The following is a 25,180-nucleotide window of genomic DNA, read 5'->3' as shown; positions in this document are numbered from 1 at the left end:
GCATGATCCGCAAGATTCGCCTGATTTATGTTAATATGCTGGAACGTTGCTTGCGCCTCGGTAAAATGGTGGACATTCAATCGGTTGCTGTGGACGGCCGAGGCAGAGATGGCACTGACAGAATATTTCATCCGATACCTGCAACGCCGCGACGAGCTGGGCGCCAAGGATCTGGCAGCCTTGCGCGCGATTCCCACCGAAACCCTGCAATTCCAGAACGGCCAGACCATCATGGCGCCCGGCCCGGACAAGAGCCACAGCTGCCTGGTTCTGGACGGCATGGCGGGGCGGCTGCACACCATGCCGGCCCGCGTGCCCCGCCCGGTGATCACGGCGCTGTATGTGCCGGGCGACTTCATGGACTTGCATAATTTCGTGCTGGCCGAGGTCGACGACCGGCTGATGGCCTTTGGCCCGGCGCGGATCGAGTTCGTCCATCACCGCTATCTGCTGGACCTGTCCGAGAACCACCCGCATCTGACGCGGCTGCTGTGGATGGCGACGGCCATCGACGCGGCGGTGCATCGCCAGTGGCTGGCCGCGGCCAGCACGCTGCGATCTTCCGCGCATCTCGCGCATCTGGTGTGCGAGATCTACACGCGGCTGGCCGCCGTCGGCGTGGCGAGCGATCACCGGCTGACCCTGCCGCTGCTGCAACGGGAACTGGCGATCCTGCTGGGGTATTCCTCGATCCATGTGAACCGGGCGGTCCGCGACCTGCGCGACCGCAAGCTGCTGCGCTGGGTGGGGACCGAGATCGAGATTCTCGACTGGCCCGAGCTGGTGCGGCTGGCGCATTTCAGCGCGGATTACCTGGATCTGGAACGGCGCCGGCGCTGACTGCGGAGCAGGGGGCAGGGGGGCAGGGGGCAAGGCAAGGGGGCGGCAAAGCGGCGTGACCGCTTATTGACACAGGCGAAAGTCGTTCCTGCGCGCCTTGATGTCCAGATGCAGGTGGTCGTCGTGGGCCTCGTTGCTGCCCGGCCCCAGCACGGTGGTGAAATACAGGCACGCGCCGGCCTGCACCGCGTTCTGGAACGCCATTTCGATGGTGCCGCTGTCGCCGCGCGGGGCGATGCTTAGCCGCCGGCCGTCGGCAAGGCCGAAACCGGCGATGTCGACCGCGTTGCCCAGCGCATGTTCGGACAGCCTGGCCGTCGAGGCCCCGCCCACCACGCCGCGGCAGGCATAAGAGGTGCCCAGCGCCACCGAGCTGATCCGCGGGCTGCCCTCAAGCCATCGCGCCGCCGGGATCACCGTGTCGCGCATCCACAGCGCCAGCTGGCGCGCCGTTTCGCAGCGCATCAGCGCCGGGCTTTCCAGCACCAGCCCCGGCTGGATCGCGCGGACCTCGACCGGGCGGGCGATGCCGCAATCGCGGTCGTCGGGGTCGGTGACGGCGGGCGCGGCGGTCGCCTCGACCCCCAGAAACCGCAGCCCCACCCGGCAGAGCGCATGGTCGACCCTGCTTTCCCGCAGGCCCTGATACAGCGGCGCGGCGCTCATGGCAGGGTCGGCGGCGTCTTGCGGCGGATGCGCGGCATCTGGTGCAGCAGCGCCGGGATCGTGGGTGGAGGCGGGAGCGGGTTCGGAGGCGATGCCCTTGGCCGCCCCGCCTTGCGGGCGATCCGCGGCATCGGAATCAGTCGCGGGCTTGCCGGTTGCGGCGTCTTTGGGGGCCGGGGTGGGGGCGGCGGGTGCGTCCGGGGCGGCGTCGTCGCCCCCTTTCGCAACGGCGGGGGCAGATGCCGGGGTCTCGGGCTTGCGTTCGGGGCGGCCGCTGCCGGGCGGCGACCCGGACGCGGGCTCCGGGGCGGCCGCGGGCCTTGGCGGCGGTGGAAGCTGGGCGATTGCCCGAGATGCGGGCGCAGGTGCGGGGGCTTCGGCAGCCCCGCCCGCCACAGCCCCGGCCACAGGCGGTTGCGAGCCTGTCGGGGGCGGGCGCAGCACCGGCTGGGACAGCAGCGGCACGGGGAACGCCAGCGCCAGCGCAAGGCTCAGGCCCAGACAAAGCGGCGGGACGCGCGCGCCGACAGCGGGGTGCCGCCCCATGCGCGTATCCCGCCCGCCCATCAGTTCGCGACCGGCGGCGTGGCGGGTGGCATAGCGGGCAGGGTGGTCGAAGGAACAGTCTGCACCGCCCCCTGGGTCGCCTCGTTCAGCGCCGCCGCCAGCGGGTCCGTGCCTTGCGGCGCGCCCCGCAGCCCGCGCGCCACCGGTCGCGCGGGCGAGATCGCGGCTTGGGTCAGCGCGGCCTCGGCCCCGCCCGCAGCGGGCAGCGTCGGGGGCAGCGTCGGGGCCGGCTCCGAAGGCAGCGCCGTGGATTGCGGCCCCGGGGGCTGCGGCACCGCCACCGTGTCGGGCAGCGGTGTCGGCTCGACCGGGTTGGTCACCTCGGCCATGCTGACGCCGGGGTCCAGAAAATCGACGATCGTCTGCCCCGACACCACCATCCCCGCCAGTTCCTGCGCATCCCAGTTGGTCAACCGCACGCAGCCGTTGCTCTGGTTCACGAACAGCCGCGAGGGTGTCGCGGTTCCGTGGATCCCATAGGTCGGCTTGCTCAGGTCGATCCACACATTCCCCACCGGCCCGTTCGGCCCCGGCGGAATCCGCAGCACCTTGTCGTTGTCGCCCTGCTTGAAATTGACGTTGGGGTTGTAGGTATAATCCGGGTCGATCACCGCCGCCTGCACCAGATGCGAACCATGGGGCGAAGGCGTCGCGCTGGACCCGACGGTCGCCGGGTAATCGGCCACCAGCCGACCCGTCGCGTCATAGGCCGCGACCCGGCCGCCGGTCTTGTCCACGATGATGCGCAGCACCTTGGTGCGGATCGGCTTGCCGGGCATGGTGACGTTGATGACCTCGCCGGGGACGAAACCCGCGCCGGGGTTCAGCTGCGCCAGAAACCGCTCGTCCATGTGAAAACGCTCGGCCAGCCGTTCCTGGACCGAGGTATAGCCCATCGAATCCATCTGCGCCTTTTCGGCGTAGTCGGCGGGGATCGCGTCCACCAGCCCCTGCGCGTCCTGCGCGGTGATGGTGTAGCTGCCGGTCAGCGGCGCGCCTGCGTGCTGTTCCAGCAGCGCCCAGACATGCGGGTTCAGCCGCCCGTCCTGGGGCAGGCCGTGCATCCGCTGGAACGCGCGGATGGCGCTGGCGCTCATCCCGCCGCGGAACCCGTCCACCACGCCGGGAGAAATTCCCGCCCGGTCCAGCAGGATTTGCAGCTTGGCCGTCAGCGCCGACTGGCCCGCCGGCAGGTCGCCCGCGCCGGAATAGCTGGCGGCCTCGATATCGGCGAGGGTCATGTGAACCCGGGCATCCTGCGCCGCGGCCGGCAGGGCGGATGTTGCGGCCAGAGTCAGGGCGGCGGGCAGGGCAGCGGGCAGGGCGGGGGCAAGCATCAGCGCGGCGGCAAGCGCGGAAAACGGGCGGCGCATACGGTCGGGTTCCTTCTGGTAACGCGAAGCTACCACTCGCAGGACCGGCGCCGCCTGCCAATCCCCGGCGATTCAAGAATGTTTTATCTGGCCGCAGGCAAAACGTGACCTTGCGTCAACGGGCTTGCCGGGCGGAGGCCGTGCTGGCTTGCTGCACAAGGCACCGCAAGAAAGGAAAACCCCATGCCGTCCGAGACATGCAGGATCATCGACCGGGACACGCATCTGGTCGTGGTCAACGACAATCCGCGCCGCCGCAACGCGCTGACTTCGGGGTTTCAGGCCGGGTTGCTGCGCGCGCTTGCGCAGGCCGCGGCCGAGCCGCGGATCGGCGCGGTGGTGGTGACCGGCGCCGAGGATGAAAGCGGCGGGTTTTTCTGCGCCGGCGGCGATCTGAACGTGCTGATCGCCGCGCAGACCATGGACGAGCCGGGACGCCGCGCCGCCATTCAAGAGCTGCAAGGGCTGATCGCGGCGATCCTCGACTGCCCGCGCCCGGTGATCGCGGCGGTCGAGGGCGGCGCGGCGGGGGCGGGGCTGTCGCTGGCGCTGGCCTGCGACATGGTGGTGGCGGCGCGCGACGCGCAGTTCGCGGCCTCATACGTCAATGCGGGGCTGGTGCCGGACGGGGGGCTGACCGGCAGCCTGTCGGCCGCGCTGCCGCCCGCGCTTGCGGCCGAGATGTGCCTGCTGGGCCGCGCGGTCAGCGCCGCGCGCCTGCATGATCTGGGCGCGGTCAATACCGTGACCGAGCCGGGCCGCGCCCTGGCCGAGGCCGAGGCGCTGGCCGCGCGGCTGGCCTGCGGCCCCGCGCAGGCGCAGGCCGCGATCAAGGCGCTGCTGACCGGCGCGCGGCGCGAGTTGATGCGGGGCCAGCTGGCGGCCGAGGTGGCGCCGATGGCCGCCGCGCTTGGCTCGGCCGAGGCGGCCGAGGGCATCGCCGCCTTTCTGGGCAAGCGCGCCACCGATTTCCGCGCGCTGCGGAAAGCCTGACTAGCGTTGCGGAGGCGCGATCAGGGGCGCGCCGCATTCACAGTCCGACACGTCCATCCGGATCTCGGGCGACAGGCTGAACTGCGCCCAGCTGACCGGGCGCGCGCCCATCCACAGCGTGGTTTCATAGACCAGCAGCGGCGCGTCGGCCGGGCAGCGCAGCATCCGCGAGACCCCCACCGCGCCCGCGCTGCGGGCCTGCACGATCCGCTCGACCTGGGTCAGGGGCGCGTTGTGGGCCAGCCACTCATTCGCGGTGACGGTCCGCAGCAGGGTGTCGGTCAGCTGCGGCAGCGCCGCCGTGTCGATCCAGTGCCGCTCGGCGCCGAACAGCCGGTCGTCGCAGTAAAACAGCGTGCCGAATTTGCGCAGATCGCCGGGATCGCTGCGAAACAGCCGCTCGGCCGGCTCGCCGCCCGCGGGATGATCCACCGGGCCAAGATAGCTGAAGCCAAAGCGCCAGCCCCGTTCCTCGACCATGTCGCGGATCACCGGCAGGCTGACCCGGCCGGGCGGCGGCTCAAGCCCCAGCACCACCCTTGTGCCGACCCGGCGCCGCCGTTCCACGACCCCGCGTTCGGCAAGCGAGGTCAACGCGCGGTTGACCGTCGCGCGGGCGCTGCCGAATTCGGCGGCGAATTGTTGTTCGGTTGGTATCAGCGATCCCGGAGGATAGGTTCCGTTGCTGATCCGGTCCATGATCACGCTGCGGATACCCGCCCAGGTGACGACAGAGCGGCCGGTTCTTGCCCGCCCCGTCGCCGTTTCCGCCGGCCCAGTTAAATTCGACATGCTGCTCCGATCCTTGCGCGACGAGCATAGAGCGCCGGCCATTCAATCGGAACATGACAATAAGGACTGGTTTGCAGGTCGTGGAACATCCGGCCGCCGGCTCTCGCCAGGGGCGAATTCCGGCCCTGCGTCTGCCGGGTTGACTTGGGTGTGCGGCTGCGTCCTGTTGTCGCGGGAAATTACCTTTTCCGCGCCGGGGGTGAGTCGGCGCAGGCAACCGGGCCGGAATTGTTTCCCGGCCGATCAGGACGCGACAAGAGGGGCAGCATGACAACCGGCAATCTTTCGACCAGCGCCGCGCCCTCTCATGTCGCGCCCGCCTCGGCCGCGCGCACCGCCTGGCCGGTGCTGATCGCGATCAGCCTGTGCCACATGGTCAACGACATCCTGCAATCGCTGCTGTCGGCGATCTATCCGCTGCTCAAGGACGAATTTTCGCTGAGCTATGCGCAGATCGGGCTGATGACTTTCGCCTTTCAGGTCACGGCGTCGCTGTTGCAGCCGGTGGTGGGGATGGTCACCGACCGCCACCCGATGCCGCGGTCGCTGGCGGTGGGGATGCTGTGCAGCTTTGTCGGCGTGCTGACGCTGGCGCAGGCGGGCAGCTATGCGATGCTGCTGACGGGGGCGATGCTGATCGGGCTGGGCTCGTCGATCTTTCACCCCGAAAGCTCGCGGGTGGCGCGCACCGCCTCGGGCGGGCGTTTCGGCACCGCGCAGTCGCTGTTCCAGCTGGGCGGCAACGGCGGGCAGGCGCTGGGGCCACTACTGGCGGCGTTCCTGGTGGTGCCGCTGGGGCGGCCGGTGCTGGGCTGGCTGGGGCTGATCGCACTGGGCGGTGCGGGCGTGCTGTGGCAGGTGGGCCGCTGGGCCGAAGGCCGCCGCAAGGCAGGTGCCCTGCGCATCATGCAGGGGCCGCCGCTGGCGCAACGGCGCATCGTCATGGCGATCACCGTGCTGGCGGTGCTGTCGATGACCAAGGCGTTCTACATGGCCAGCCTGACCAGCTATTACACGTTTTTCCTGATCGACAAGTTCGGGATGGGGGCGCAGGGCGCCCAGATCATGCTGTTCCTGCTGCTGTTCGGCGCCGCCGCCGGCGTGATGCTGGGCGGCATCGCCGGCGACCGCGTCGGCACGCGGCGGGTGATCTGGTTCTCGATCCTCGGCGTGCTGCCGTTTTCGCTGCTGATGCCGCATGTCGGGCTGGCGGCGACGGCGGTGCTGACGGTGCTGGTGGGGGGCATCATGGCCTCGGCCGCGCCGGCGATCGTGGTGTTCGCGCAGGAACTGGTGCCGGGCCGCACCGGGCTGATTGCGGGGCTGTTCTTTGGCTTTGCCTTTGGCATGGGGGGCATCGCCGCGGCGGTGCTGGGGCAGGTGGCCGATGCGCAGGGGATCCGCTTTGTGTTCCTGATCTGCTCGGTGCTGCCGGCGCTGGGGCTGCTGACCGCATTTCTGCCCAAAGAGCGCGAACTGGTCCGCGTCTGAGCGCTTGCCGCCTGCCGGAAATCCGCCGCCCGGCCTCTGGACAAGCCGGGCTGCGCGCATGACCCTGCACGCCGCAGGACCAAGGAGGAACCGCCGATGATGCGCTATAGCCGCGACATGCGAGGCTACGGGGAAAACCCGCCCGATCCGCGCTGGCCCGGGGGCGCGCGTATCGCGGTGCAGATCGTCGTCAACTACGAAGAGGGCGGCGAGAACTCGATCGAGCACGGCGATGCGGCGTCCGAGGCGTTCCTGTCGGAAATCACCGGCGCCCAGCCCTGGCCCGGGCAGCGGCACTGGAACATGGAAACCATCTATGATTACGGCGCGCGGGCCGGGTTCTGGCGGCTTCACCGGCTGCTGTCGGGCCTGCCGGTCACCTGCTACGGGGTCGCGACCGCATTGGCGCGCAGCCCCGAACAGACAAGCGCCATGGTGGATGCCGGCTGGGAAATGGCCACCCACGGGCTGAAATGGATCGACTACAAGGACGTCCCGCGCGAGGTCGAGGCCGAGCACATCGCCCGCGCCGTCGCCCTGCACGCGCAGGTCACCGGCGCCCGCCCGCTGGGGTTCTATCAAGGCCGCGCGTCCATGAACACGGTGGCGCTGGGCTGCGAAGAGGGCGGGTTTGAATATCTTGCCGACAGCTACGCCGACGAGCTGCCGTTCTGGCATCTTCATGATGGCCGCCCGCAGCTGATCGTGCCCTATACGCTGGACGCCAACGACATGCGCTTTGCCAACGGCGGCTTCGGCACGGGCGAGGATTTCTTTACCTATCTGCGCGACAGCTTCGACTGCCTGTGGCGCGAAGGGGGCGAGGGCCGGGCGCGAATGCTGTCGATCGGGCTGCATTGCCGGCTGGCGGGTCGCCCGGGCCGGGCCGAGGCGCTGCGGCGGTTCCTTGGCCACGTCCGCGCGCATGAGGGCGTGTGGTTCGCCACGCGTCTGGACATCGCGCGCCACTGGGCCGCCGAGCATCCGTATCGCGCGGCCGAGCGCCCTTCGGCATTGGACCGCACTGCTTTCGTGGACCGTTTCGGCGGCATCTATGAACACTCCCCCTGGGTCGCGGAACGCTGCTGGGATGGCGAGCTGGGCGCCGCCCATGACAGCGCCGCGGGGCTGGCCTGCGCCATGGCGCAGGTGTTCCGCGCCGCCGGCGATGATGAGCGGCTGGCGGTGCTGCGCGCCCACCCCGACCTTGCCGGCAAGCTGGCGGCGGCAAAGCGCCTGACCGCGGATTCGACCGCCGAACAGGCCAGCGCCGGGCTGGACGCGCTGACCGACGCCGAGCGCGCCGAGTTCACCCGCCTGAACGCGGCTTACGTCGCGCGCCACGGTTTTCCCTTTATCATCGCGGTGCGCGACCACGACAAGCCGGGGATCATGGCGGCGATGGCGCGGCGGCTGGAAAACGACAGCAGCGCCGAGCGCGCCGAGGCCGAACGCCAGGTGATGCGCATCGCGGAGCTGCGGCTGCAATCGGCGCTGGAGTAAAAGGGGGCGCTGCCCCCGGCCCGTCCCGGGCCTCCCCCGGGATATTTGGGTGATGAAGAACGGGCGCGGCCTTGGTGTGGAACATCCTCTGGCCGGGACACAGGGAACGAGAGTGAGCAGATGATCGACGAGACCACCCCGCAGGGCGACCCCGCCCCCATCCTCGGCGAAGAAGCTCCGGCGCGGCAGCCGGCGCAATATGCCGGCCCCGTGGCGGGGCTGCCGCCGCAGACCGGGCTGACCACCGACACGGCGGTGTTTACCGACGCCTATGCGGTGATCCCGCGCAGCGTCATGCGCGACATCGTGACCAGCTTTCTGCCGGGCTGGACGGGGATGCGCATGTGGATGCTGGCCCGGCCGCTGTCGGGCTTTGCCGAGACCTTCAGCCAGTATGTGGTCGAGCTGGCCGAGGGCGGCGGCTGCGATGCGCCCGAAGATGATCCCGAGGTGCAGTCCGCGATCTTCGTCACCGGCGGCGAGTTGGACGTGACCATTGCCGGTGTCGCGCATCGGCTGACACCCGGCGGCTTTGCCTATGTGCCCCCGGGCACCGACTGGTCGCTGCGTAACGCCACCCCCGGCAATACCGGCTTTCACTGGTGGCGCAAGCGCTGGCAGCCGGCGGCCGGGGTGACGCCCCCCGATCCGATCATCGCGCAGGAACAGGACATCGTGCCCTCGCCCATGCCCGATACCGAAGGGGCCTGGGCCACCACCCGCTTTATGGATCCGGCCGACCTGCGCCACGACATGCATATCACGCTGGTGACATTCCAGCCCGGCGGCTCGATCCCCTTTGCGGAAACCCATGTGATGGAACACGGGCTGTTCGTGTTGGAGGGCAAGGCCGTCTATCGCCTGAACCGCGACTGGGTCGAGGTGGGGCCGGGCGATTTCATGTGGCTGCGCGCCTTTTGCCCGCAAGCCTGCTATGCGGGCGGGCCGGGGCGGTTCCGCTATCTGCTATACAAGGACGTGAACCGGCACGCGCCGCTGTGGTTCGGAACGCATGGGTCGGGCCGGGCGGGATAGCTTGGTCTGGTTGCGCCCTCGCATGGGTATTTTCACCAGAAAGAAACTCCCGTCGCTTCTTTCTGGCCCAAATACCCCTGCGGCCGCGACGCAGGCACGGCGCGGCAGTCTGGCGGCGGCGCCGGCCACAGGCTAAGGGGGCGGCATGAAACCCGACCGCCCCAATCTTGCCCATGAACACGCCTGCATGGCCCAAGGCGCGATTCTGGTCTGCGGCGTTGATGAGGTCGGGCGCGGGCCGCTGGCCGGACCGGTGACGGCGGCGGCGGTGATCCTGCCGGCGAGCGGCATCCCCGACGGGCTGGACGATTCCAAGAAACTGACCCCGGCCGGGCGCGAGCGGCTGGCCGCGCGGATCATGGCCTGCGCCGACTGGGCGGTGGCCCATGCCAGCGTCGAGGAAATCGCGCAGCTCAACATCTATCACGCCAGCCACCTGGCGATGTGCCGGGCGGTGGCGGCGCTGAAATCGCGCCCCTGCGTGGTGCTGGTGGACGGCAACCGCATCCCCGCGGCGCTGGATCTGCCCGCCCGCGCCATCGTCGGCGGCGACGCGAAAAGCCTGTCGATCGCGGCGGCCTCGATCATCGCCAAGGTGACGCGCGACCGGATCATGGTGGATTTGGCGCAACAGCACCCCGGCTATGGCTGGGACCGGAACATGGGTTATCCGACCGCTTCCCATCGCCGGGCGCTGGCGGAACTGGGGCCCACCCCGCTCCATAGGATGGGATTTGCGGCGATCCACAAGATATTGTGTCCAGCCAGAAACTCAACCGACTGATTCAAAATAAGAATTGACGGCGAATCACCTGTGACTCATCTTGGATCCAACAGATGAGCGGCACCGAACGCCGCCGGGTTGAGAGCAGAGATGACAACGACACACGCCAAGCCGCGCGGCACCGCGCGCATCGAATCCGCCTTGCCGATCAACAGCATCCTTGCCGGTGACTGTATCGAGGTGATGAATTCCCTGCCCGAGGGCTCGGTGGACCTGATCTTTGCCGACCCCCCCTATAACCTGCAACTGCGCGGCGATCTGCACCGGCCCGACAACAGCCGCGTGGATGCGGTGGACGACGCCTGGGACCAGTTCGGCAGCTTTGCCGCCTATGACCGTTTCACGCAGGACTGGCTGGCCGCCGCCCGCCGGCTGCTGAAACCGAACGGCGCGATCTGGGTGATCGGCAGCTATCACAACGTCTTCCGCGTTGGCGCCGAGTTGCAGAACCAGGGGTTCTGGATCCTCAACGACGTGGTGTGGCGCAAATCGAACCCGATGCCGAATTTCCGCGGCAAGCGCCTGACCAACGCGCATGAGACGCTGATCTGGGCCTCGAAAACCGAGGGCGCCAAATACACCTTCAACTACGAGGCGCTGAAAAGCCTCAACGAGGGCATCCAGATGCGCTCGGACTGGACGCTGCCGATCTGCACCGGGGGCGAGCGGCTCAAGGATGCGGCCGGGGCCAAGGCGCATCCGACCCAGAAACCCGAAAGCCTGCTGCACCGGGTGCTGGTGGGCACGACCAACCCCGGCGACGTGGTGCTGGACCCGTTCTTCGGCACCGGCACCACCGGCGCGGTCGCCAAGATGCTGGGCCGCGACTGGATCGGGATCGAACGCGAGGCCGCTTACCGCGAGGTGGCCGAGCGCCGCCTGTCCCGCGTCCGCCGTCTTGACGCCAGCGCGCTGGCCACCACCACCAGCAAGCGCGCGGAACCCCGCGTGCCCTTTGGCCAGGTGGTCGAGCGCGGGATGCTGCGCCCGGGCGAGGAACTGGTATCCGTCAACACCCGCCACACCGCGCGGGTGCGCGCCGACGGCTCGCTGATCGGGCGCGACGTGCGCGGCTCGATCCACCAGGTCGGCGCGGCGCTTGAGGGCGCTCCGTCCTGCAACGGCTGGACCTATTGGCATTTCCGCCGCGACGGGCAGATGATCCCGATCGACATCCTGCGTCAGCAGATCCGGGCCGAGCTGGCCGAGGCGCGCTGATCCGGTTTCGCCGGTGTCCCGCAACGCGGCGCAAGCTTGCGCTGCGGGACGCAACTTGCCCCGCCCGGGTCCGCCCGGCGGGGTCTTTTCATGATTGCGCCTTGTCACTGCGCGGCCTCGACACGCGCGATCCTGCACGGCCGCCCGTCGCACCTGTTTTTCGGCTGGCGACTTTCTTTCTTGTGAAAATATCCCCGCCAGAGGCAGACCGGGCGTCAGCCCGGGCTATCTGGTGCAGCTTGAGGGAGAAACTTTGAACTCCCTTTTCGACGAACTAGAGCGTTGGGAGCAGCATTTCGCACATTTGGACGCAACACGTCCGAGGTGCGAACATGACAATTTTACGCTATGATTTCAATGCGATAGCAAAGGATGAGGCGGCGAAGCCGAAGTATCCGCCGCCGTTTTCGCTGCGCCTGACCTATGAAGAGCGGGCGCGGCTGGATGCGCAGCGGGGCGATAAGCCCCTGTCCGTCTATATCCGTGAGTGTTTGTTCGGCGATGATGTCGCACCGCGCAAGCGGCGCGGCAACAGCCCGGTCAAGGACAAGGAAGCCTTGGGGCGGGTGCTGGGGGCGCTCGGCCAGTCGCGCCTGTCCTCGAACCTGAACCAGCTTGCCAAGGCCGCGCATACCGGCTCGCTGCCCGTCACGCCGGAAACCGAGTCCGATCTGCGTGAAGCCTGCCGCGATATCGCTGAAATCCGGGCTGCGCTCATGGCCGCGCTCGGCAAGATGCCGGGGCAGTCACCATGATCCTGAAAGCCAAAGAGCGCGGAAACGCCCCGCAACTCGCCCGCTACCTTATGACGATGCGCGATAACGATCATGTTGAACTGCATGACGTGCGGGGCTTCATTAGCGATGACCTGCTGGAAGCCTTCCATGAAGCGGATGCGGTTGCGCGCGGTACGCGCTGCAAAAATCATTTGTTCTCGATGAGTTTCAACCCGCCTGCGGGGGCGAATCCCAGCATAGATGATTTTGAACGGGCGATTGAACAGGTTGAGAACAAGCTGGGGCTGGCAGGCCAGCCCCGCGCCATTGTCTTTCATGAAAAGGACGGGCGGAGACATGCTCATGCCGTCTGGTCGCGGATCGACGCGGACAGGATGCGGGCAATCAACCTGTCCCATTACAAGACCAAGCTGCGGGATGTGTCCCGCCAGCTATACCTTGAACACGGCTGGGCGATGCCGCGCGGTCTGGAAGATCGGCGTTTGCGTGATCCGCTGGGCTTCACGCGCGAAGAATGGCAACAGGCGCGGCGGGCGGGTGTTGATCCCAAAGAGCTAAAGGCGGTCTTTCAGGCGGTATGGCAGGCATCGGACAGCCGCGCGGCCTTTGAACAGGCGCTGAAAGAGCGCGGATTCTGGCTTGCCCGTGGTGATCGGCGCGGCTTTGTCGCGGTCGATTATCGCGGTGAAACCTATGCAATCGCCCGCTATAGCGGCGTGAAAGCAAGGGACGTTGCCGCTAAGCTGGGCGATGCGCAGGAATTGCGCCCCATGGACGAGGTAAAGGCCGAAATCGCGGCGGGCATGACGGCCAAGCTGCAAGAGTTCATTAAGGAAGCCGAACGGAATGCGGCGCGGCGGTCGTTGCAGATTGACTTCCGCAAGGCGGAAATCACCGGGCGGCACCAGCAAGAGCGCAAAGCACTGACCGAATCGCAAGAACAGCGCTGGCAGGCCGAAACCCGCCGCCGCGCCGAACGCCTGCCCAAGGGCGTTTCGGGTATCTGGCACCGCATCACGGGGCGCTACGCCAAGTTGAAGGCAGAAAACGAACGCGAAGCGCTGGACGCGCTGCGCCGTGATCGTACCGAAAAAGATGTGCTGGTTACGCGCCAGATCGAAGAGCGGCAGGTGGTACAGCGCGATATTCAGGCGCAGCGGCAAGCTGCGCAACAGGAACTCATGCGGTTGCGTGAGGATGTGGCGCATTACATGCAGCATGATCGGCACGCGCCCGATCATGCCCCTGACCGCAAGCGCGAACGGGCGCAGCGTTCACGGCGCAGGCGCGGATTCGACCTGTGATTGCCGCGCAAGACCAGAATCCTGCCTCTTGCAACCCGATCATTCTACTATGCGCAGCGCCGCCGTAAATCTCCGATAGCGTTTCCTGTTCAGTCCTCCTGTGACGCTCCTGCGTCATCCCGAATCATCCGTGCTTTCTATGGCCGATGATGTGGGGACGGGGCCGAAAGGCTCCGAATGGTTCGGGGTCTCCTTGAAGCCAAAGGAGGCTGACATGAAACTTATCTCAAGATTTGAGGCGGCTGCGCTTGCTACGCCTGAGTTATACGGACTGCGCAAAGAGGCATTTATCGCCTTTACCGCTGCGCCGCGCGGCTCGCAGCAACAGCGCGAAGCGCTGGCAACGATGCGCATCATCGAAGATGAACTGGCGATACGCCCGCCTGCGCCGTAACGCTATGCGGCTGGCCGCTTGGCCAGCCGCAAATTTTCCCTAGAACAAGGATAGCTGCACGCTGTTCCAGCCTGTGCATTTGGCCTCATGCTCAAGCCATGCGATGACATAAGCCGCCGCGCCGCCTGCCTCGGCCACGGTTCCCGCATGGATGAACTGCGACCGATAGCCCGTTTCTGTGACTGGCAGCGGGGTTTTGCCCCCGCTGCGCAGTTCGATGTGATCGACCACCCCGAATTTCTCCGGCGTGAAGGTGATTTCGACGGCAAGGCCGCGCCATGTGATATTGTGAGTTTCTGGCGTCATATCAGTGATTCCAGAAAACATGCACTTGCTCGAAACTGGTCTGAATCACGAAAACATCGTTGATTTCCAGATCACGCGCCATGCGGTCATAGTCGATGTAATAGTGCAGGTTGTCGGGAACACTTCCGGTTTCTTCGGTCAGTTCCTCGGCAAAATCGGCCAGCGAACGATATTGCCCTGCATAGCTTTCCGCGATGGCTTTGCGCGCATCGTTCAGATTACCGAAATACTCGACCAGCTTCCCGCCAACCTCGCCATGTTCGGCAATGAACGCGGCCAGTTCCGCCACCTCTTCCATGCCCATATACTCGGACAGGCGCGCGCCTTCAAAGCCTTCGTAGTCATGAATAGCCCATTCTTCCGCATCCTCGGCAACTGGTGATGTTGCCAGCATGGCGCGGATTTCAGCATAAAGATCGTATGCGTCCTGATGGGCATCTATCCATGAGCCATGCAGATAGCCATTATTATAGGCCGCCAGACAGGCAACATAGATTTTGATTTCACCTTTTGATTGTTTCACTTTTCTTCCCCTTTGTCTTTCTTTGGGTTGCACATGCAACCCGAAGCGAGGCACGCGCCGGTGAGCGGGGGGATGCGGTCAAGACCCGGCTGGCGTGAGGGGTATCACCCGTCCTGCACAAGCCGAAGGCGCGGAAGGATGGGGATACGCGCCAGACGCGCCCCTTGGGGCGTTCAGGTCTTGACGGCTGGGGGTAAGACCCCCTCTTGAAAGGAAAGCAGCTATCAGCCCTGCAAGGGCTGGCCGGTGATCTTCATACGCAAGGGATGGATGCCGCAAGGCAGAAACCGTGTAAGCAGGTTTGGTTCACGACAGCCCGACTCGCAAGGGGTGGCCCTGCCGAGTTTATCGCCAATAAACGACAGCCAAGCATAATATGATTTTTCTCTAAGTATAGATAACTTAATAGAAAAACTATCACGAATATATTATACTAAGAGAGTCGCGCAAAAAGGCTCCCTTTTGCCTGCGACTCTGTGGTTGCTTGGTGGATTGCTCATGAATCCTCCTCTTGCAATGAGGGGCACAACTGTTTTTCCACAAAACGAAAGTGATTTAATGATTAAGTTCTACATGTTGGCGTTATATCTGCTTACTCTTCGCGGTCATGCATCGATTGCTCGCCCTATCGCTACAATGCGTAAAAAATATGGGGTTTATGGGTATGGGTTATTCATCAAACTATCTTTGACATTATTGATTTCTATTGTGCCGGCTACGGCGACCTATGCTGATTGCAATCTTTCGCCCACTGCGATGTGCGACGGGGTACCGTGTCCTAGCCTGACGCGGCCGAATGGAACAATCATCTATAACAGCGACCATAGAATTATGCAGGCTTGCGCGGGCGGTCGATGGGTGGCGTTAACCCCGCCAACCTCGTCGGGTTCGCCTGCCAGTTGCGCTGAAAGCTGGACGACCCGCTCCGCGCCGGAGAATAACAGTTGGTACTCCGTCACTTATGGCGGCGGCCAGTTCGTGGCCGTGGGGGGCGACGGCACCAACCGGATCATGACCTCGTCTGATGGTGTTAACTGGACCGCACGCACTGCGCCGGAGAAAATGATTGGATATCCGTCACCTATGGCGGAGGCCAGTTTGTAGCCGTGGGTTACACCGGCACCAACCGGATCATGACCTCGTCTGATGGTGTTAACTGGACCGCACGCACTGCGCCGGAGAATAACAGTTGGTACTCCGTCACCTATGGCGGCGGCCAGTTCGTGGCCGTGGGGGGCGACGGCACCAACCGGATCATGACCTCGTCTGATGGTGTTAACTGGACCGCACGCACTGCGCCGGAGAATAATTTTTGGTTCTCCGTCACCTATGGCGGCGGCCAGTTCGTGGCCGTGGGTTACAGCGGCACCAACCGGATCATGACCTCGCTTGATGGTGTTAACTGGATTACGCGCGCAGCGCCGGAAAATAATTTTTGGCAATCCGTCACCTATGGTGGCGGCCAGTTCGTGGCCGTGGCAAACAGCGGCACCAACCGGATCATGACTTCGCTTGATGGCGTTAACTGGACCGCACGCGCAGCACCGGAGAATAATAGTTGGCAATCCGTCACCTATGGCGGCGGCCAGTTCGTGGCCGTGGCAAGCAGCGGTGCCAACCGGGTCATGAGCTCGCCTGATGGTGTTAGCTGGACTGCGCGCGCAGTGCCGGAGAATAATTTTTGGATATCCGCCACTTATGGTGGCGGCCAGCTCGTGGTTGTGGGGCACTCCGGTACCAATCGGATTATGACCTCGCCGTGTTTGTAGACGCCGAGACTTTATAAGAAAGAGTTGCTTGCGTTATCTTTTGGACTATCAGCTATGAGCAGGCGCTCATAACATCAGGCAATCACACCCGCCGCGCCATCGCCCGCGGCCTCGGTGTGGATAAAAGCACATTGCGGCGGGCGTTGAAGGGTTAAGGGATTGTGGCTTTATCGTGCGGCAACGGCGGCGATATGGGCAGAAAAATCGGTTACGAACGTTTTTAGCGATGTAAGCTCACTTAGGTGAGTATAGGCCCCGTCACCTGCAGCGGTTCGCGGCGATGAGAGGAAGGCTGCGCTAGTATAGAGTCCTTCCTGAACAAGTTTTTTACAGAGAAGATCGTACCGTGTGGAATAAGACGCCCCCTTAAACTCCGGGAACACCGGGAAATGGGGTTCGGTATCACGCACAGCAGATCGTGATGCGGGGCAATCCTCGACAAGCATCACCCAACCTAGGAAGGGACGCGCCGAATCTTCGCCAAAGGCACCTTCACGGTACGCAGTCCATAGATCGTGCGCAGTACCAATCGCTTCCTCGGACCTGTTGTTGAAATTGTTGCCGAAAGAGGGTCCAACCTGTGATTTAAACTCAAGTGCCGCGACCAGTTGCCCCCGATATATCACCAGCATATCCCATAACTTGGTAGGCCGGAAAAATCCGGGCAACGTTAAAACGCGCCGTTGCACATGAATATCTGCCATAGCCAAACCATTGGCCGATACAAGGGATTGCGCGAGGGCAAGAAACCCATCCATGTTCTTTCCTGCGGTGACTGCACCACGTGTACCCGCATCTTGATTTCCGGACGCGACTTGCTTGGCAAGCGCAGCCTCTCGATTACCCCAGAACATTTTTACGGCTTCGCGAGCTTGCGCTTCATAATTAGCAAGTTCTAGGCTCATTCTTCTATTTTTCCTTCAATCAATTTTAGCTCGTGCGGATCAAGCCCGTAAAGCTCAGATATAATCTCGTTGAGAGCATGACGGTTGTTCGTCTCGGCGTAATCTGCCAAGCGTTGGCGCAAGTCTTCGCTCACATCTGACCACTTCGGAATCCGTATCTTTCGAAGGTACTGCGCCTGAAAGCGAAGGTATCCTCCCCGCATGCGTGTGCAGTAAAGCGCTACGAATAATCGCGCTATCCCAGAACGCATCACAGCTTGCAGGGCGTGTATATCCCACTCATCCGATATAATATAGTAAAGATTGTGATGCGGATATAGCTTTCCGCACTCGTAAACGATAGAAGCATCCCCTTTAATGTCTGGAATTAGCAGCTTCTCACGGCGGGCTAACTCCGGATAGATGCGGTCGATTGTTCGGTACCAATTGCGAGGATTTTTTTCCGCAACATGACGACCTGCAATTTGATTTTTTCGAGCTTTCAAGTAAGCATTCAGCCTCGGGAAATCTTCGAGATTTACTAGTTTCCCGTCCTTGCCAAACGGATTGATGATTCCTTTGCCGCACCACGCTACGTAACCATTACGAATATCGCGGGTCATCACGAGTGGCAATTTTCGCGATGACTCAACATCAAGAGCATCCAAGTCGCCAATGAATGCGTTATCTGCGCCTGTGGCTACGCCAATACCGACCTTGCAGCCAGCATCCTCAAGGGCTGGAAATTGCGCCTCAAGTCGGCGAACAAGGGCAAGTTCATCGAAGGATTCCAAAACCCATGGCTCGTCTCCGACGGTTACGTTCTCAATCTCACGTACCTCGCTTGCCTTTGGAAGCTTAGAAGCTGTCAGATCGGCGGCGATAGTTTTGAGAGTTTGGGCGTCAAGCGGAGGGCGTGGAAAGACGCGGGTTTTATTACATCTAGATCTTTCTATGATAGCGATTGCAGGGTATGCGTTCACCTCGACATGAAAAGCATCGACACCGTACATATCAACGTATGTTGTTAGCGCGTAATTTTCGCTGACAAGTTTGCGTAACTTTTTGCCGTATTTGTTTTTCATCCAGCGGTCGGCGCAAATAAAGCCAAGTCTGCCGCCTCTCGCTAGCAACGTCAACGAACGCTCGATAAAGGGTACATATATATCGGCACGATCATAGATTGTCTGGAAGCGCTTCCGGTACTCGTTTATCAATGCAGCGGGAACACTCTCCTGCCGTACATATGGCGGGTTGCCGACAACATGCGTGAACTCATTTGGCAAGTTGGCAAGCAGAAAATCTCCTTGAATTAACCAGATACTGCACAGACGCGCAGCCTCTTGACGGCTAAGGCCACCTTTTATCAGCGTTTGCGTTAGCAGGGCGCGGGTAGCTTCGAAAGTAGTACGGTGCAACTCGACGGCGCAGATAGCGGGGGCAAGCGCTTCAAAGGTTAGCTGGCCATCACGCGCAGCAGCGGCAAGCAGGCGGTTGATGGCAGGCAGCAGGAAGTCACCGTTACCGAAAGATGGCTCAAGTAGCCGGAATTTTGTCAGCGGCGCGCTTTCGGTGTAGCCTGTCAGATCAAGAATGAACTCAACCACTTCACGCTTGGTGAAGATCGCGCCGCGCTCTTCGATGCCGCCGCCTGTTGCCAACTCCTCAACTGCCTGTGTCACCGGACACAGGCCGCCGAAGGCGGGCTGCAAAGCAAGCGATACGGTCATGGTCGATCCTCTGTTGAACAATTCAGGAACATAGTGTTATTGATAGCATGGATAGTGCAAGCTCTTCCAGCGCGAGCTAGATGTAGCATAACGCTATCCCCATTAAAATCGCGTACATCACAGGTGTTGAGTGCGGGGGCCGAGTGACATAAGCCTTATCCGTTATCATCGAACCGTATTGGCTTTGCATATTCCGCGTCAAATATTTCATGCGCTCTCTTTAGAACCATCGCTATGGTTAGCAAGAAGTGGGTGTACAGGAATATTGAAACCCCGGACTCTATACCTGCGGGAAGCTCTGCGGCAAAGAATATTAGAAATACGGTAACGGACAAGCACGATAAAAATATCAAATATGATATATTGGCATTTACCTCTCTTAAGAGAAGCCTAGTGTCTTGCACACGTTTCCTTTCATCCTCCGCAAGGATAACATCAGAAGGAATTTTTCGATCTGACCGGAACACTCCATACATAGCAACCTGCGCGCTAAATAGAAGTGCCGAAAAAATGGAAAATACCGAAATAGAAACGCTGTAAATTTCCTTTGGAAATGCCGCGTGGCTTAGAGAAACACTGCCACCCACGATGAACGGAATGCCGTAGAATATGAATATATCACGGGTACTAATTTTTTCTTCACCGACATCTTTCAGTGAGTCCCAATGTGATATTATTATTGAAGATAGTGAAATCTTCATCAGCTCATACCGTACTGGGTGCGGAAATCTGAGATAATCTGGGTTGCGATGGCCGAAATAGAGTTGAACTCTGGATGCATATCAGCGCCAAGTTGAACATCATCGGTAATATCAATGACGCCGGCGGTATTTGATGGCCCGATTATTCCCACCTTCCGATAGGTGTTTCCGATGCTGATGAGCGCACTCGCTTCGTTAAACTCAATCCCATCAAATACCATGGCTGCGCCACCTCGTGCAGCACGAATTTGCGGCGCTACATCGCGGAACATCCCAAAGCGGCCATTTCTTGTGACCGAGAATGATAATTCAATATTGGCCTCATCCGCCGGAAGATTTCTTAATATTTCCGCCCTATCTCGTGGCACGCGCTTACGCGATAGCATTATCTTCTTTACCGGATAACCTTGATAAACTTCATCATCTGTCGGCATAATTTTTCGATGCGTAACTCGCACATGGTCATAGCTTTGATTGAAATCTCTTTGCAGTTCCCCAAGAACCTGAGTCACGCAAGATCGTTCTCTAAACGATTGCAGCACAGCAAAGCCGTAGTTTCCGGCGTCCGGCACCCAGAATTGATAGTATAGAGGAATTTCCTCCACGTCATTGGCACCTCTGCCGTAGAGAACTTGATTATTCTGCGGGTTAATGATGCTGGATGTAAATCCATAAGTTCCATAGTGGACAATGCCTTGCTTTGCGCGTCCACTGTCGCGCGCGGGAGCTAAGCGCCAACTGCGCTCTATGATATTATTCTGACGTGCTGTTTGCTTTCCGGCTATGAACTGCGGCAGAAACCCATGCAGCTCCGAACCAATCCCGACATTAGAAAAAGGAATAGATTGATAATTGTCTGTGCGGCTCAAAACCAACTGGTAGACGTAGAGGCCAATCTTACTCACGGATATTTCCTTCCAGCGCAACCCGGCAAGTTAGGACAAAATAGCGATAACAAAGCAATGCACAAGATGTAGCGCGGGGGCTGCGTCCTCTTATCACCTGACCACCAGTCACTGCTCCATCATGATAACAGCAGATTGGGGGTGTGTTGGCCAGACACAACAAGGGGGCTTCAATGGGTGTGGCAGCCCCTTGATCGGGTTCAGCGCCGATGCGCTGGCGGTATCCAACCGGCGGACGGTTGGTCGGGGCTCCAAGGGGTGTGGCACGCCCTTTGGTCGGTGGGGAAGGTTCCAAGGAAGGGTAGCGGCGATGCGCTCTTGTCCTTGGCCTCCATGGCATGGTCTGGGGTCTTGGGGGCAGGAACGCCCGCCAAGTCGATGGGTGCAGGGAGAGCGAAGTCTCCTTGCGAGTGGGGTTCAGGGGGCGCGATAGCCTCATGATCCATGGTTCGGTGCAGGTGGAGAGGGAGTTCTCCAAGCCCTGCGAGTGGTTGACCGGCGATACGGTCTTCTGGTTCTGGCATGGGGTCAATCCCCTGACAGAGCCACGGCTTGGGGGATGCAACGGGGGTACGCAGTAGCCCCCTTGCCAAGATGGTTTTGTACTACAAAACACATCTTGCGGTATCGCCTTTCGGCTTCGACAGGGCTTTGTATACAAGGGCAAGTTGTGGCGCACCAGCCATTGCATGGGCAGTGACAGTCTTCTGTAGCCATTAGCGTAGATCAGCTAGTATGGTTGCCTCATGGAACTCTTTGAGAATTGTGTAGATCGAGCAACGGCACTGGCGACGGCATGTGGATGGCTCGCATTCGGCGGCGGGTTGGAAGCTGCCGTTGGTGTAGCAGTCGGAGGTGCAGGCCTTGCAACGGCTGTGTTTGGAGCGATGCGAAGGCACGGACCGGAGTCAGAGAAGGTGCTTGCAGCTATTCGTACAAGGATTCGCGACGGACTAGAACAGTACGCCAGTGCCGAACGTTGGCATATCAGCACTGACCTAGAATCCGCCGATCAGGCAATGGAGCGTGCCCTTGCCACGTGTTTTCTGGATCGGCGCTCGCTAGCAGAGAGTGCCCGCAGCCCTCAAGGGTTTCCTGTCGCGGCGACTGAGATCATATTTCGCAAAGTAGCAGAGTGTGAGCCAAGCATCTTCGGCGCAAATGGCTCTCAAATCGTCAAAGACTACGCAGCGGCTGTCATTAGGACAGCGCTCGAAGCCGCAATTGAAAATGAAAGCTACTTCGAGAAACTTCAACCGCACCTAATGATAGAGGCGTTACGGGGTATCGGGGCAATTGAAAATAAGGTTGATACAATTAACGAAAGAGTAGCATCTATGCATAGCACTCTGCTCGAAATGGCTCAAAAATTTCGTTCATCGAGCGCAATAATAGATGTTGACAAAATCAAGATTGAGCTTGCGGTTAATGATAGGGATGAGGTGATTATTTTTTATAATAAAGAATTTCCCTACCCTTTGGATTGGTTCGAATATTCGATTAGTGATTGCAGAATGAAGATTGTTGTTGCTGGCAGCTTCAAGAAAGAATACAGCAAAGTTATTCCCTTAGGTATTGCCAAATTTCTTAACCCCACAATGTCAGAGAGAATACTTGCAGTTCTAATAGACGATCAAACCGGAGAGCCAATAGAAGGGAATTACTACCCATTAAAATTTATGGAATAGTTGATGATCCTACCAGCCTCGGCTCTACCTTCTCTTTCAGCAGCGCGACCAGTGCGGGGTCGCCGCGTTCATATTCATCGGGGATGTGCAGGGTGATGATGCGGGCATCGGCAGGCCGCTGCTTGTACTTCTTGCGGATGCGGTCACGGTGGTGGGGTTCCATCGCGAAAATCAGATCGGCGCTGGCAACCAGTTCCTTGGTTAGCGGGCGCGGTGCCTCGGCATCGGTGCCAGCGGACACAGCCTTGACGCCCGGATAATCCTTGAAGACATCCTCGGCGGTGGGGCTGCGCAGTTTGTTGGCGGTGCAGACGAACAGAACTTTCATGCAGGCATGATAGCCTATCCTTCGGCGGCGGGGAATCCTCTATGTGCTGCGCCGTCCTGTTCATCCTCGATCCGCACCAATTCCACCTCGTAATCGGGATGCAGGGGGTTGGAATGGGTGGCGTTGTGCGGTCGTCCGGTTGCGCCGTTGAAGTTCAGTTCACCGCGCAAGGTCAGCGGATCATCGGAAACCTTGTATAAGCGATACAGCCGCGTTTCCAGAATGGTGCGGGTTGCCATGAGGTAACGCGGCACATTTCGATCCGAGTAACCAAAGGCCACGATGACCCCGGCATCTTGATCGCGCGGTTGCACGTCTGGAAAATCTTCAATCTCGGGGTCAACATGGAAATTGATGATGGCTTCGGACACCAGCAAGGCTTTTTCCTTGGGCATGGGTTTCATGTCGATCACCGCATAGGGAACGCGCGATATCATCGGCTTGATCGGAGCTGCGGTGAAATCCGCCCATTGGTTCATCACCATGATTTCCCGAAATCCCACATGCCCATGCGCCCGCCTGTCGGTACTGGCATAGACGCGGTAGCGTCCGATCAGGTTTTCGATTCCATCATCCTGCCGGACACGGCGCGTAAAAAAATGCACCAGCATCGCTGCGCTCTGCTCGATATCTGGCGGTGGCACGCTGCCAAGATAGGCTGCCACCGCACCGATAAAATCATCAGTCTGGCGATGGCTGCTTTTGAGGAAGCGCTCCACGCGCTTTCTACCTGCATCAAGGCTGATCGCGTAATTGGTGCCTTCCGCGATCCGGTCGGCAAGCTGCTGCGCGCTTAACGAATAATGCCCTGCGTGATCGGCCAGCGCTTTGCGCAGGCGCTCGCGCTCGTCGTCGGTATAGCTTGCCTGCCTTCCCGTCATCGCCGCCGTGTCCAGCTTGTGTCCAAGACAAACCCCTCTTTTGCCTAGCAATAAGAAGCCAGCACGTGAACGCAGGTCAACCGCGAAGGGGAGACAAGATGGCTGGCAACGCATCCAACAACGGATCGCCCACAGGGGCGCTTTTTCTTGGCGTGTCGCTTTTCGCGGTCGCGAGCTACTTCCCGCACATCATGGGCGGCACGCCGGATGCCGCAACCGATCTCTATACCGGGTTCTTCAAGCTGATGGGCGGCGCAGCCATCCTTGAAGGTGTCGGTGGATACTTGCGGGCATGGCGACAACGCCGGAAGCGCAAGGAAAGTGAGCAGGTTTCAGGCATTTTCGGGCAGGCATCCTTTGCCACGCTGGAAGAATGCGAGGCTGCCGGGCTTTGCGATCCAGCGGGGCTGTATCTCGGCCTGATGGACGGCCAGCCCCTGTTCTATTCCGGTAAGGCACATCTTCTGACCTGTGCGCCAGCCCGGCAGGGTAAGGGCATCGGCTTTGTCATCCCCAACCTGCTGCACTACCAAGGCTCGGTGATCGTCACCGATCCCAAGGGTGAACTGGCGGCGGTCACCGCTCGTCACCGCCAAGAGCGCTTCGGGCAGGATGTTGCGGTGTTCAATCCGTGGGGGCTGCATGGCCTGCCCCGGCACCGGATCAATCCTCTGGAAATCCTGATTGCCATGGCGGGTGATCCGGCTGCGCAGCGCGGCCTGACCGACGAGGTCAAGGCGGTGGTCATGCAACTCTACCCGGAACCGGAAGATACACGGAACCAGTATTTCCGGGAAGGCTCGCGCGGCATCATGCGCGCGGTACTGCTCTATCTGGCGCTTTGCACACCGCAGCGCTGTACCTTGCCGGAACTCTGGCGCATCATTGCCAACCCTCTGCGCCTTGAGCGCACCATCACCGCCATGCAGCGAGAAGAGTCTCTGGGCGGCGTGCTGGCCGATCTGGCCGATGATCTGGCGCACCAGATGCAGGATAACCCCGATCTGTTCGGGGATTTTCGGGCAGGTGCCGTCCAGCGGCTATCAATCTTCGAGCCGGGCAGCTTCCTTGCCGATGCGGTTAGCGGCTCGGATATCGCCCTTGCCGATCTGAAGGCAGGCGCGACTAGCCTGTATCTGGCCTTTCCGCCGGATCGCATCGCTTCGCATGGCGCGGTGCTGGGCTTGATCGTCAATCAAGCCATTACGGCAGTATCGCGTGCGCCGGAACGTGGTGAGGTGCTGTTCCTGCTGGATGAGTTTGCCAATCTGGGCAAGTTGTCGGGATTGGCAGAAAGCCTGACCGCTCTGCCCGGTCTTGGCGTGCGGGTCTGGATGGTCGTGCAGGAACTGGCCGAGATTACCCGCATCTACGGACAGCATACTGCCAAAACGGTGCAGTCGCAGGCCGAAGTACGCCAGTTTTTCGCGGTCAACAGCGATGAACTGGCACAGTCGCTGTCCAGAGCGCTTGGCCAGAAGACCGTCAAAACCCTCAATCTCAACCTTGGCCGCTCTGAAACCGATGACATCGGCGAAAGCCTGTCTGAATCCGGCCAGCCGCTCATGCGGGCAGAAGAAATCGCCAAGATGGCACCCACCCAACAGCTTTTGCTGCTCAAGGGCATGAAGCCGATCCTCGGCCAGCGTGTGCCGTTTTGGTTCATCGCGCCTTGGGCGGGGTGGGCAACCCCCAACCCGGTGGAAGGCGATTACCCGCAAGAAGAGCCGCTGATCCGGCTCGGTTACAACGCAACCCCTGAATAATG

General features: G+C 61.5%; 25 protein-coding genes. 14 read left to right on the top strand and 11 right to left on the bottom strand.

The features are described from left to right. The first annotated feature begins 108 nt into the window (after positions 1-108). Positions 109-840, top strand: coding sequence for a Crp/Fnr family transcriptional regulator (locus BLW83_RS01120; RefSeq protein WP_090845817.1), 732 nt, complete (start codon positions 109-111; stop codon positions 838-840). A 63-nt stretch (positions 841-903) separates the two neighbouring features. On the opposite strand, the gene BLW83_RS15375 is transcribed toward BLW83_RS01120, so the two are convergent. Beyond that, positions 904-1,506 carry an extensin-like domain-containing protein gene (locus BLW83_RS15375; RefSeq protein WP_143042707.1) on the bottom strand — a complete coding sequence of 201 codons (603 nt, stop codon included), beginning with the start codon at positions 1,504-1,506 and terminating at the stop codon, positions 904-906. Positions 1,507-2,072: 566 nt separating this feature from the next. Beyond that, positions 2,073-3,446 (bottom strand): L,D-transpeptidase family protein, encoded by a 1,374-nt coding sequence (locus tag BLW83_RS01110; protein WP_090844643.1) that lies wholly within the window; start codon positions 3,444-3,446, stop codon positions 2,073-2,075. A 183-nt stretch (positions 3,447-3,629) separates the two neighbouring features. Here BLW83_RS01110 and BLW83_RS01105 point away from each other — a divergent pair, with 183 nt between their 5' ends. Then, positions 3,630-4,439, top strand: coding sequence for an oxepin-CoA hydrolase, alternative type (locus BLW83_RS01105; RefSeq protein ID WP_090844640.1), 810 nt, complete (start codon positions 3,630-3,632; stop codon positions 4,437-4,439). On the opposite strand, the gene BLW83_RS01100 is transcribed toward BLW83_RS01105, so the two are convergent. Continuing rightward, positions 4,440-5,231: a GntR family transcriptional regulator gene (locus BLW83_RS01100; RefSeq protein ID WP_177172452.1), complete on the bottom strand. Its 792-nt coding sequence runs from the start codon at positions 5,229-5,231 to the stop codon at positions 4,440-4,442. It lies immediately after the preceding gene. Positions 5,232-5,498: 267 nt separating this feature from the next. Between BLW83_RS01100 and BLW83_RS01095 the strand changes: the two genes are divergently transcribed. The 8 genes from BLW83_RS01095 to BLW83_RS01060 all read left to right on the top strand — a co-directional run bounded on the left by BLW83_RS01095 (position 5,499) and on the right by BLW83_RS01060 (position 13,697). Continuing rightward, positions 5,499-6,722 (top strand): MFS transporter, encoded by a 1,224-nt coding sequence (locus tag BLW83_RS01095; RefSeq protein WP_090844634.1) that lies wholly within the window; start codon positions 5,499-5,501, stop codon positions 6,720-6,722. 96 nt (positions 6,723-6,818) lie between these two features. Beyond that, positions 6,819-8,225, top strand: coding sequence for an allantoinase PuuE (gene puuE, locus BLW83_RS01090; RefSeq protein WP_177172451.1), 1,407 nt, complete (start codon positions 6,819-6,821; stop codon positions 8,223-8,225). A 120-nt stretch (positions 8,226-8,345) separates the two neighbouring features. Further along, positions 8,346-9,260, top strand: a complete 915-nt coding sequence (locus BLW83_RS01085) for a bifunctional allantoicase/(S)-ureidoglycine aminohydrolase (RefSeq protein WP_090844631.1) — start codon at positions 8,346-8,348, stop codon at positions 9,258-9,260. A gap of 145 nt (positions 9,261-9,405) precedes the next feature. Beyond that, positions 9,406-10,044, top strand: coding sequence for a ribonuclease HII (locus tag BLW83_RS01080; RefSeq protein WP_090844627.1), 639 nt, complete (start codon positions 9,406-9,408; stop codon positions 10,042-10,044). 90 nt (positions 10,045-10,134) lie between these two features. Then, positions 10,135-11,262 (top strand): site-specific DNA-methyltransferase, encoded by a 1,128-nt coding sequence (locus BLW83_RS01075; RefSeq protein ID WP_090844624.1) that lies wholly within the window; start codon positions 10,135-10,137, stop codon positions 11,260-11,262. A 332-nt stretch (positions 11,263-11,594) separates the two neighbouring features. Continuing rightward, entirely contained in the window at positions 11,595-12,017 is a 423-nt protein-coding gene (locus BLW83_RS01070; RefSeq protein WP_090844621.1) for a hypothetical protein, read from the top strand. After that, entirely contained in the window at positions 12,014-13,303 is a 1,290-nt protein-coding gene (locus tag BLW83_RS01065; protein WP_090844618.1) for a relaxase/mobilization nuclease domain-containing protein, read from the top strand. Before BLW83_RS01070 ends, BLW83_RS01065 begins: the two co-directional genes overlap by 4 nt. 214 nt (positions 13,304-13,517) lie before the next feature. Then, on the top strand, positions 13,518-13,697 hold the full coding sequence (locus BLW83_RS01060; protein ID WP_090845813.1) for a hypothetical protein: 180 nt from the start codon (positions 13,518-13,520) through the stop codon (positions 13,695-13,697). A gap of 39 nt (positions 13,698-13,736) precedes the next feature. Here BLW83_RS01060 and BLW83_RS01055 read toward each other — a convergent pair whose 3' ends face one another. Continuing rightward, a complete protein-coding gene (locus BLW83_RS01055; RefSeq protein ID WP_245728563.1) occupies positions 13,737-14,003 on the bottom strand; it encodes a hypothetical protein in 267 nt (88 codons plus the stop codon). Position 14,004: 1 nt separating this feature from the next. After that, positions 14,005-14,526, bottom strand: coding sequence for an antirestriction protein ArdA (locus tag BLW83_RS01050; RefSeq protein ID WP_090844612.1), 522 nt, complete (start codon positions 14,524-14,526; stop codon positions 14,005-14,007). Positions 14,527-15,024: 498 nt separating this feature from the next. Here BLW83_RS01050 and BLW83_RS15370 point away from each other — a divergent pair, with 498 nt between their 5' ends. Both BLW83_RS15370 and BLW83_RS15365 read left to right on the top strand, forming a co-directional pair. Continuing rightward, positions 15,025-15,630 (top strand): hypothetical protein, encoded by a 606-nt coding sequence (locus BLW83_RS15370; RefSeq protein WP_143042706.1) that lies wholly within the window; start codon positions 15,025-15,027, stop codon positions 15,628-15,630. Positions 15,631-15,632: 2 nt separating this feature from the next. After that, a complete protein-coding gene (locus tag BLW83_RS15365) occupies positions 15,633-16,295 on the top strand; it encodes a cell wall-binding protein (RefSeq protein ID WP_143042705.1) in 663 nt (220 codons plus the stop codon). Between the two features lie 167 nt (positions 16,296-16,462). Here BLW83_RS15365 and BLW83_RS01045 read toward each other — a convergent pair whose 3' ends face one another. The 4 genes from BLW83_RS01045 to BLW83_RS15355 form a co-directional block, all read right to left on the bottom strand. Beyond that, the gene (locus tag BLW83_RS01045; protein WP_090844609.1) at positions 16,463-17,200 is read right to left on the bottom strand and encodes a PaeR7I family type II restriction endonuclease; all 738 of its coding nucleotides are present in this window, start codon (positions 17,198-17,200) and stop codon (positions 16,463-16,465) included. Further along, positions 17,197-18,909 carry an Eco57I restriction-modification methylase domain-containing protein gene (locus BLW83_RS01040; RefSeq protein ID WP_090844605.1) on the bottom strand — a complete coding sequence of 571 codons (1,713 nt, stop codon included), beginning with the start codon at positions 18,907-18,909 and terminating at the stop codon, positions 17,197-17,199. The genes BLW83_RS01045 and BLW83_RS01040 overlap by 4 nt, the downstream gene beginning before the upstream one ends. A 155-nt stretch (positions 18,910-19,064) precedes the next feature. Then, positions 19,065-19,610: a hypothetical protein gene (locus BLW83_RS15360; protein ID WP_143042704.1), complete on the bottom strand. Its 546-nt coding sequence runs from the start codon at positions 19,608-19,610 to the stop codon at positions 19,065-19,067. Next, on the bottom strand, positions 19,610-20,515 hold the full coding sequence (locus BLW83_RS15355; protein ID WP_143042703.1) for a hypothetical protein: 906 nt from the start codon (positions 20,513-20,515) through the stop codon (positions 19,610-19,612). The genes BLW83_RS15360 and BLW83_RS15355 overlap by 1 nt, the downstream gene beginning before the upstream one ends. A gap of 746 nt (positions 20,516-21,261) precedes the next feature. On the opposite strand from BLW83_RS15355, the gene BLW83_RS15350 reads away from it, so the two are divergent. Further along, positions 21,262-22,203 carry a hypothetical protein gene (locus tag BLW83_RS15350; protein ID WP_143042702.1) on the top strand — a complete coding sequence of 314 codons (942 nt, stop codon included), beginning with the start codon at positions 21,262-21,264 and terminating at the stop codon, positions 22,201-22,203. Here the strand turns inward: BLW83_RS15350 and BLW83_RS01025 are convergent. Continuing rightward, on the bottom strand, positions 22,193-22,531 hold the full coding sequence (locus tag BLW83_RS01025; RefSeq protein WP_090844595.1) for a low molecular weight protein tyrosine phosphatase family protein: 339 nt from the start codon (positions 22,529-22,531) through the stop codon (positions 22,193-22,195). The genes BLW83_RS15350 and BLW83_RS01025 overlap by 11 nt on opposite strands. Positions 22,532-22,545: 14 nt before the next feature. After that, complete coding sequence (locus BLW83_RS01020; protein WP_090844592.1) at positions 22,546-23,412, bottom strand: hypothetical protein; 867 nt, start codon at positions 23,410-23,412, stop codon at positions 22,546-22,548. A 98-nt stretch (positions 23,413-23,510) separates the two neighbouring features. Here BLW83_RS01020 and BLW83_RS01015 point away from each other — a divergent pair, with 98 nt between their 5' ends. Continuing rightward, positions 23,511-25,178 (top strand): type IV secretory system conjugative DNA transfer family protein, encoded by a 1,668-nt coding sequence (locus BLW83_RS01015; protein WP_090844588.1) that lies wholly within the window; start codon positions 23,511-23,513, stop codon positions 25,176-25,178. The last annotated feature ends 2 nt before the right edge of the window (positions 25,179-25,180 follow it).

Source organism: Paracoccus alkenifer (assembly GCF_900108405.1).
GTDB classification, from domain to species: domain Bacteria; phylum Pseudomonadota; class Alphaproteobacteria; order Rhodobacterales; family Rhodobacteraceae; genus Paracoccus; species Paracoccus alkenifer.
The sequence above is the reverse complement of the archived record's forward strand: the minus strand, read 5'-3'. Positions and strand labels throughout refer to the sequence as shown.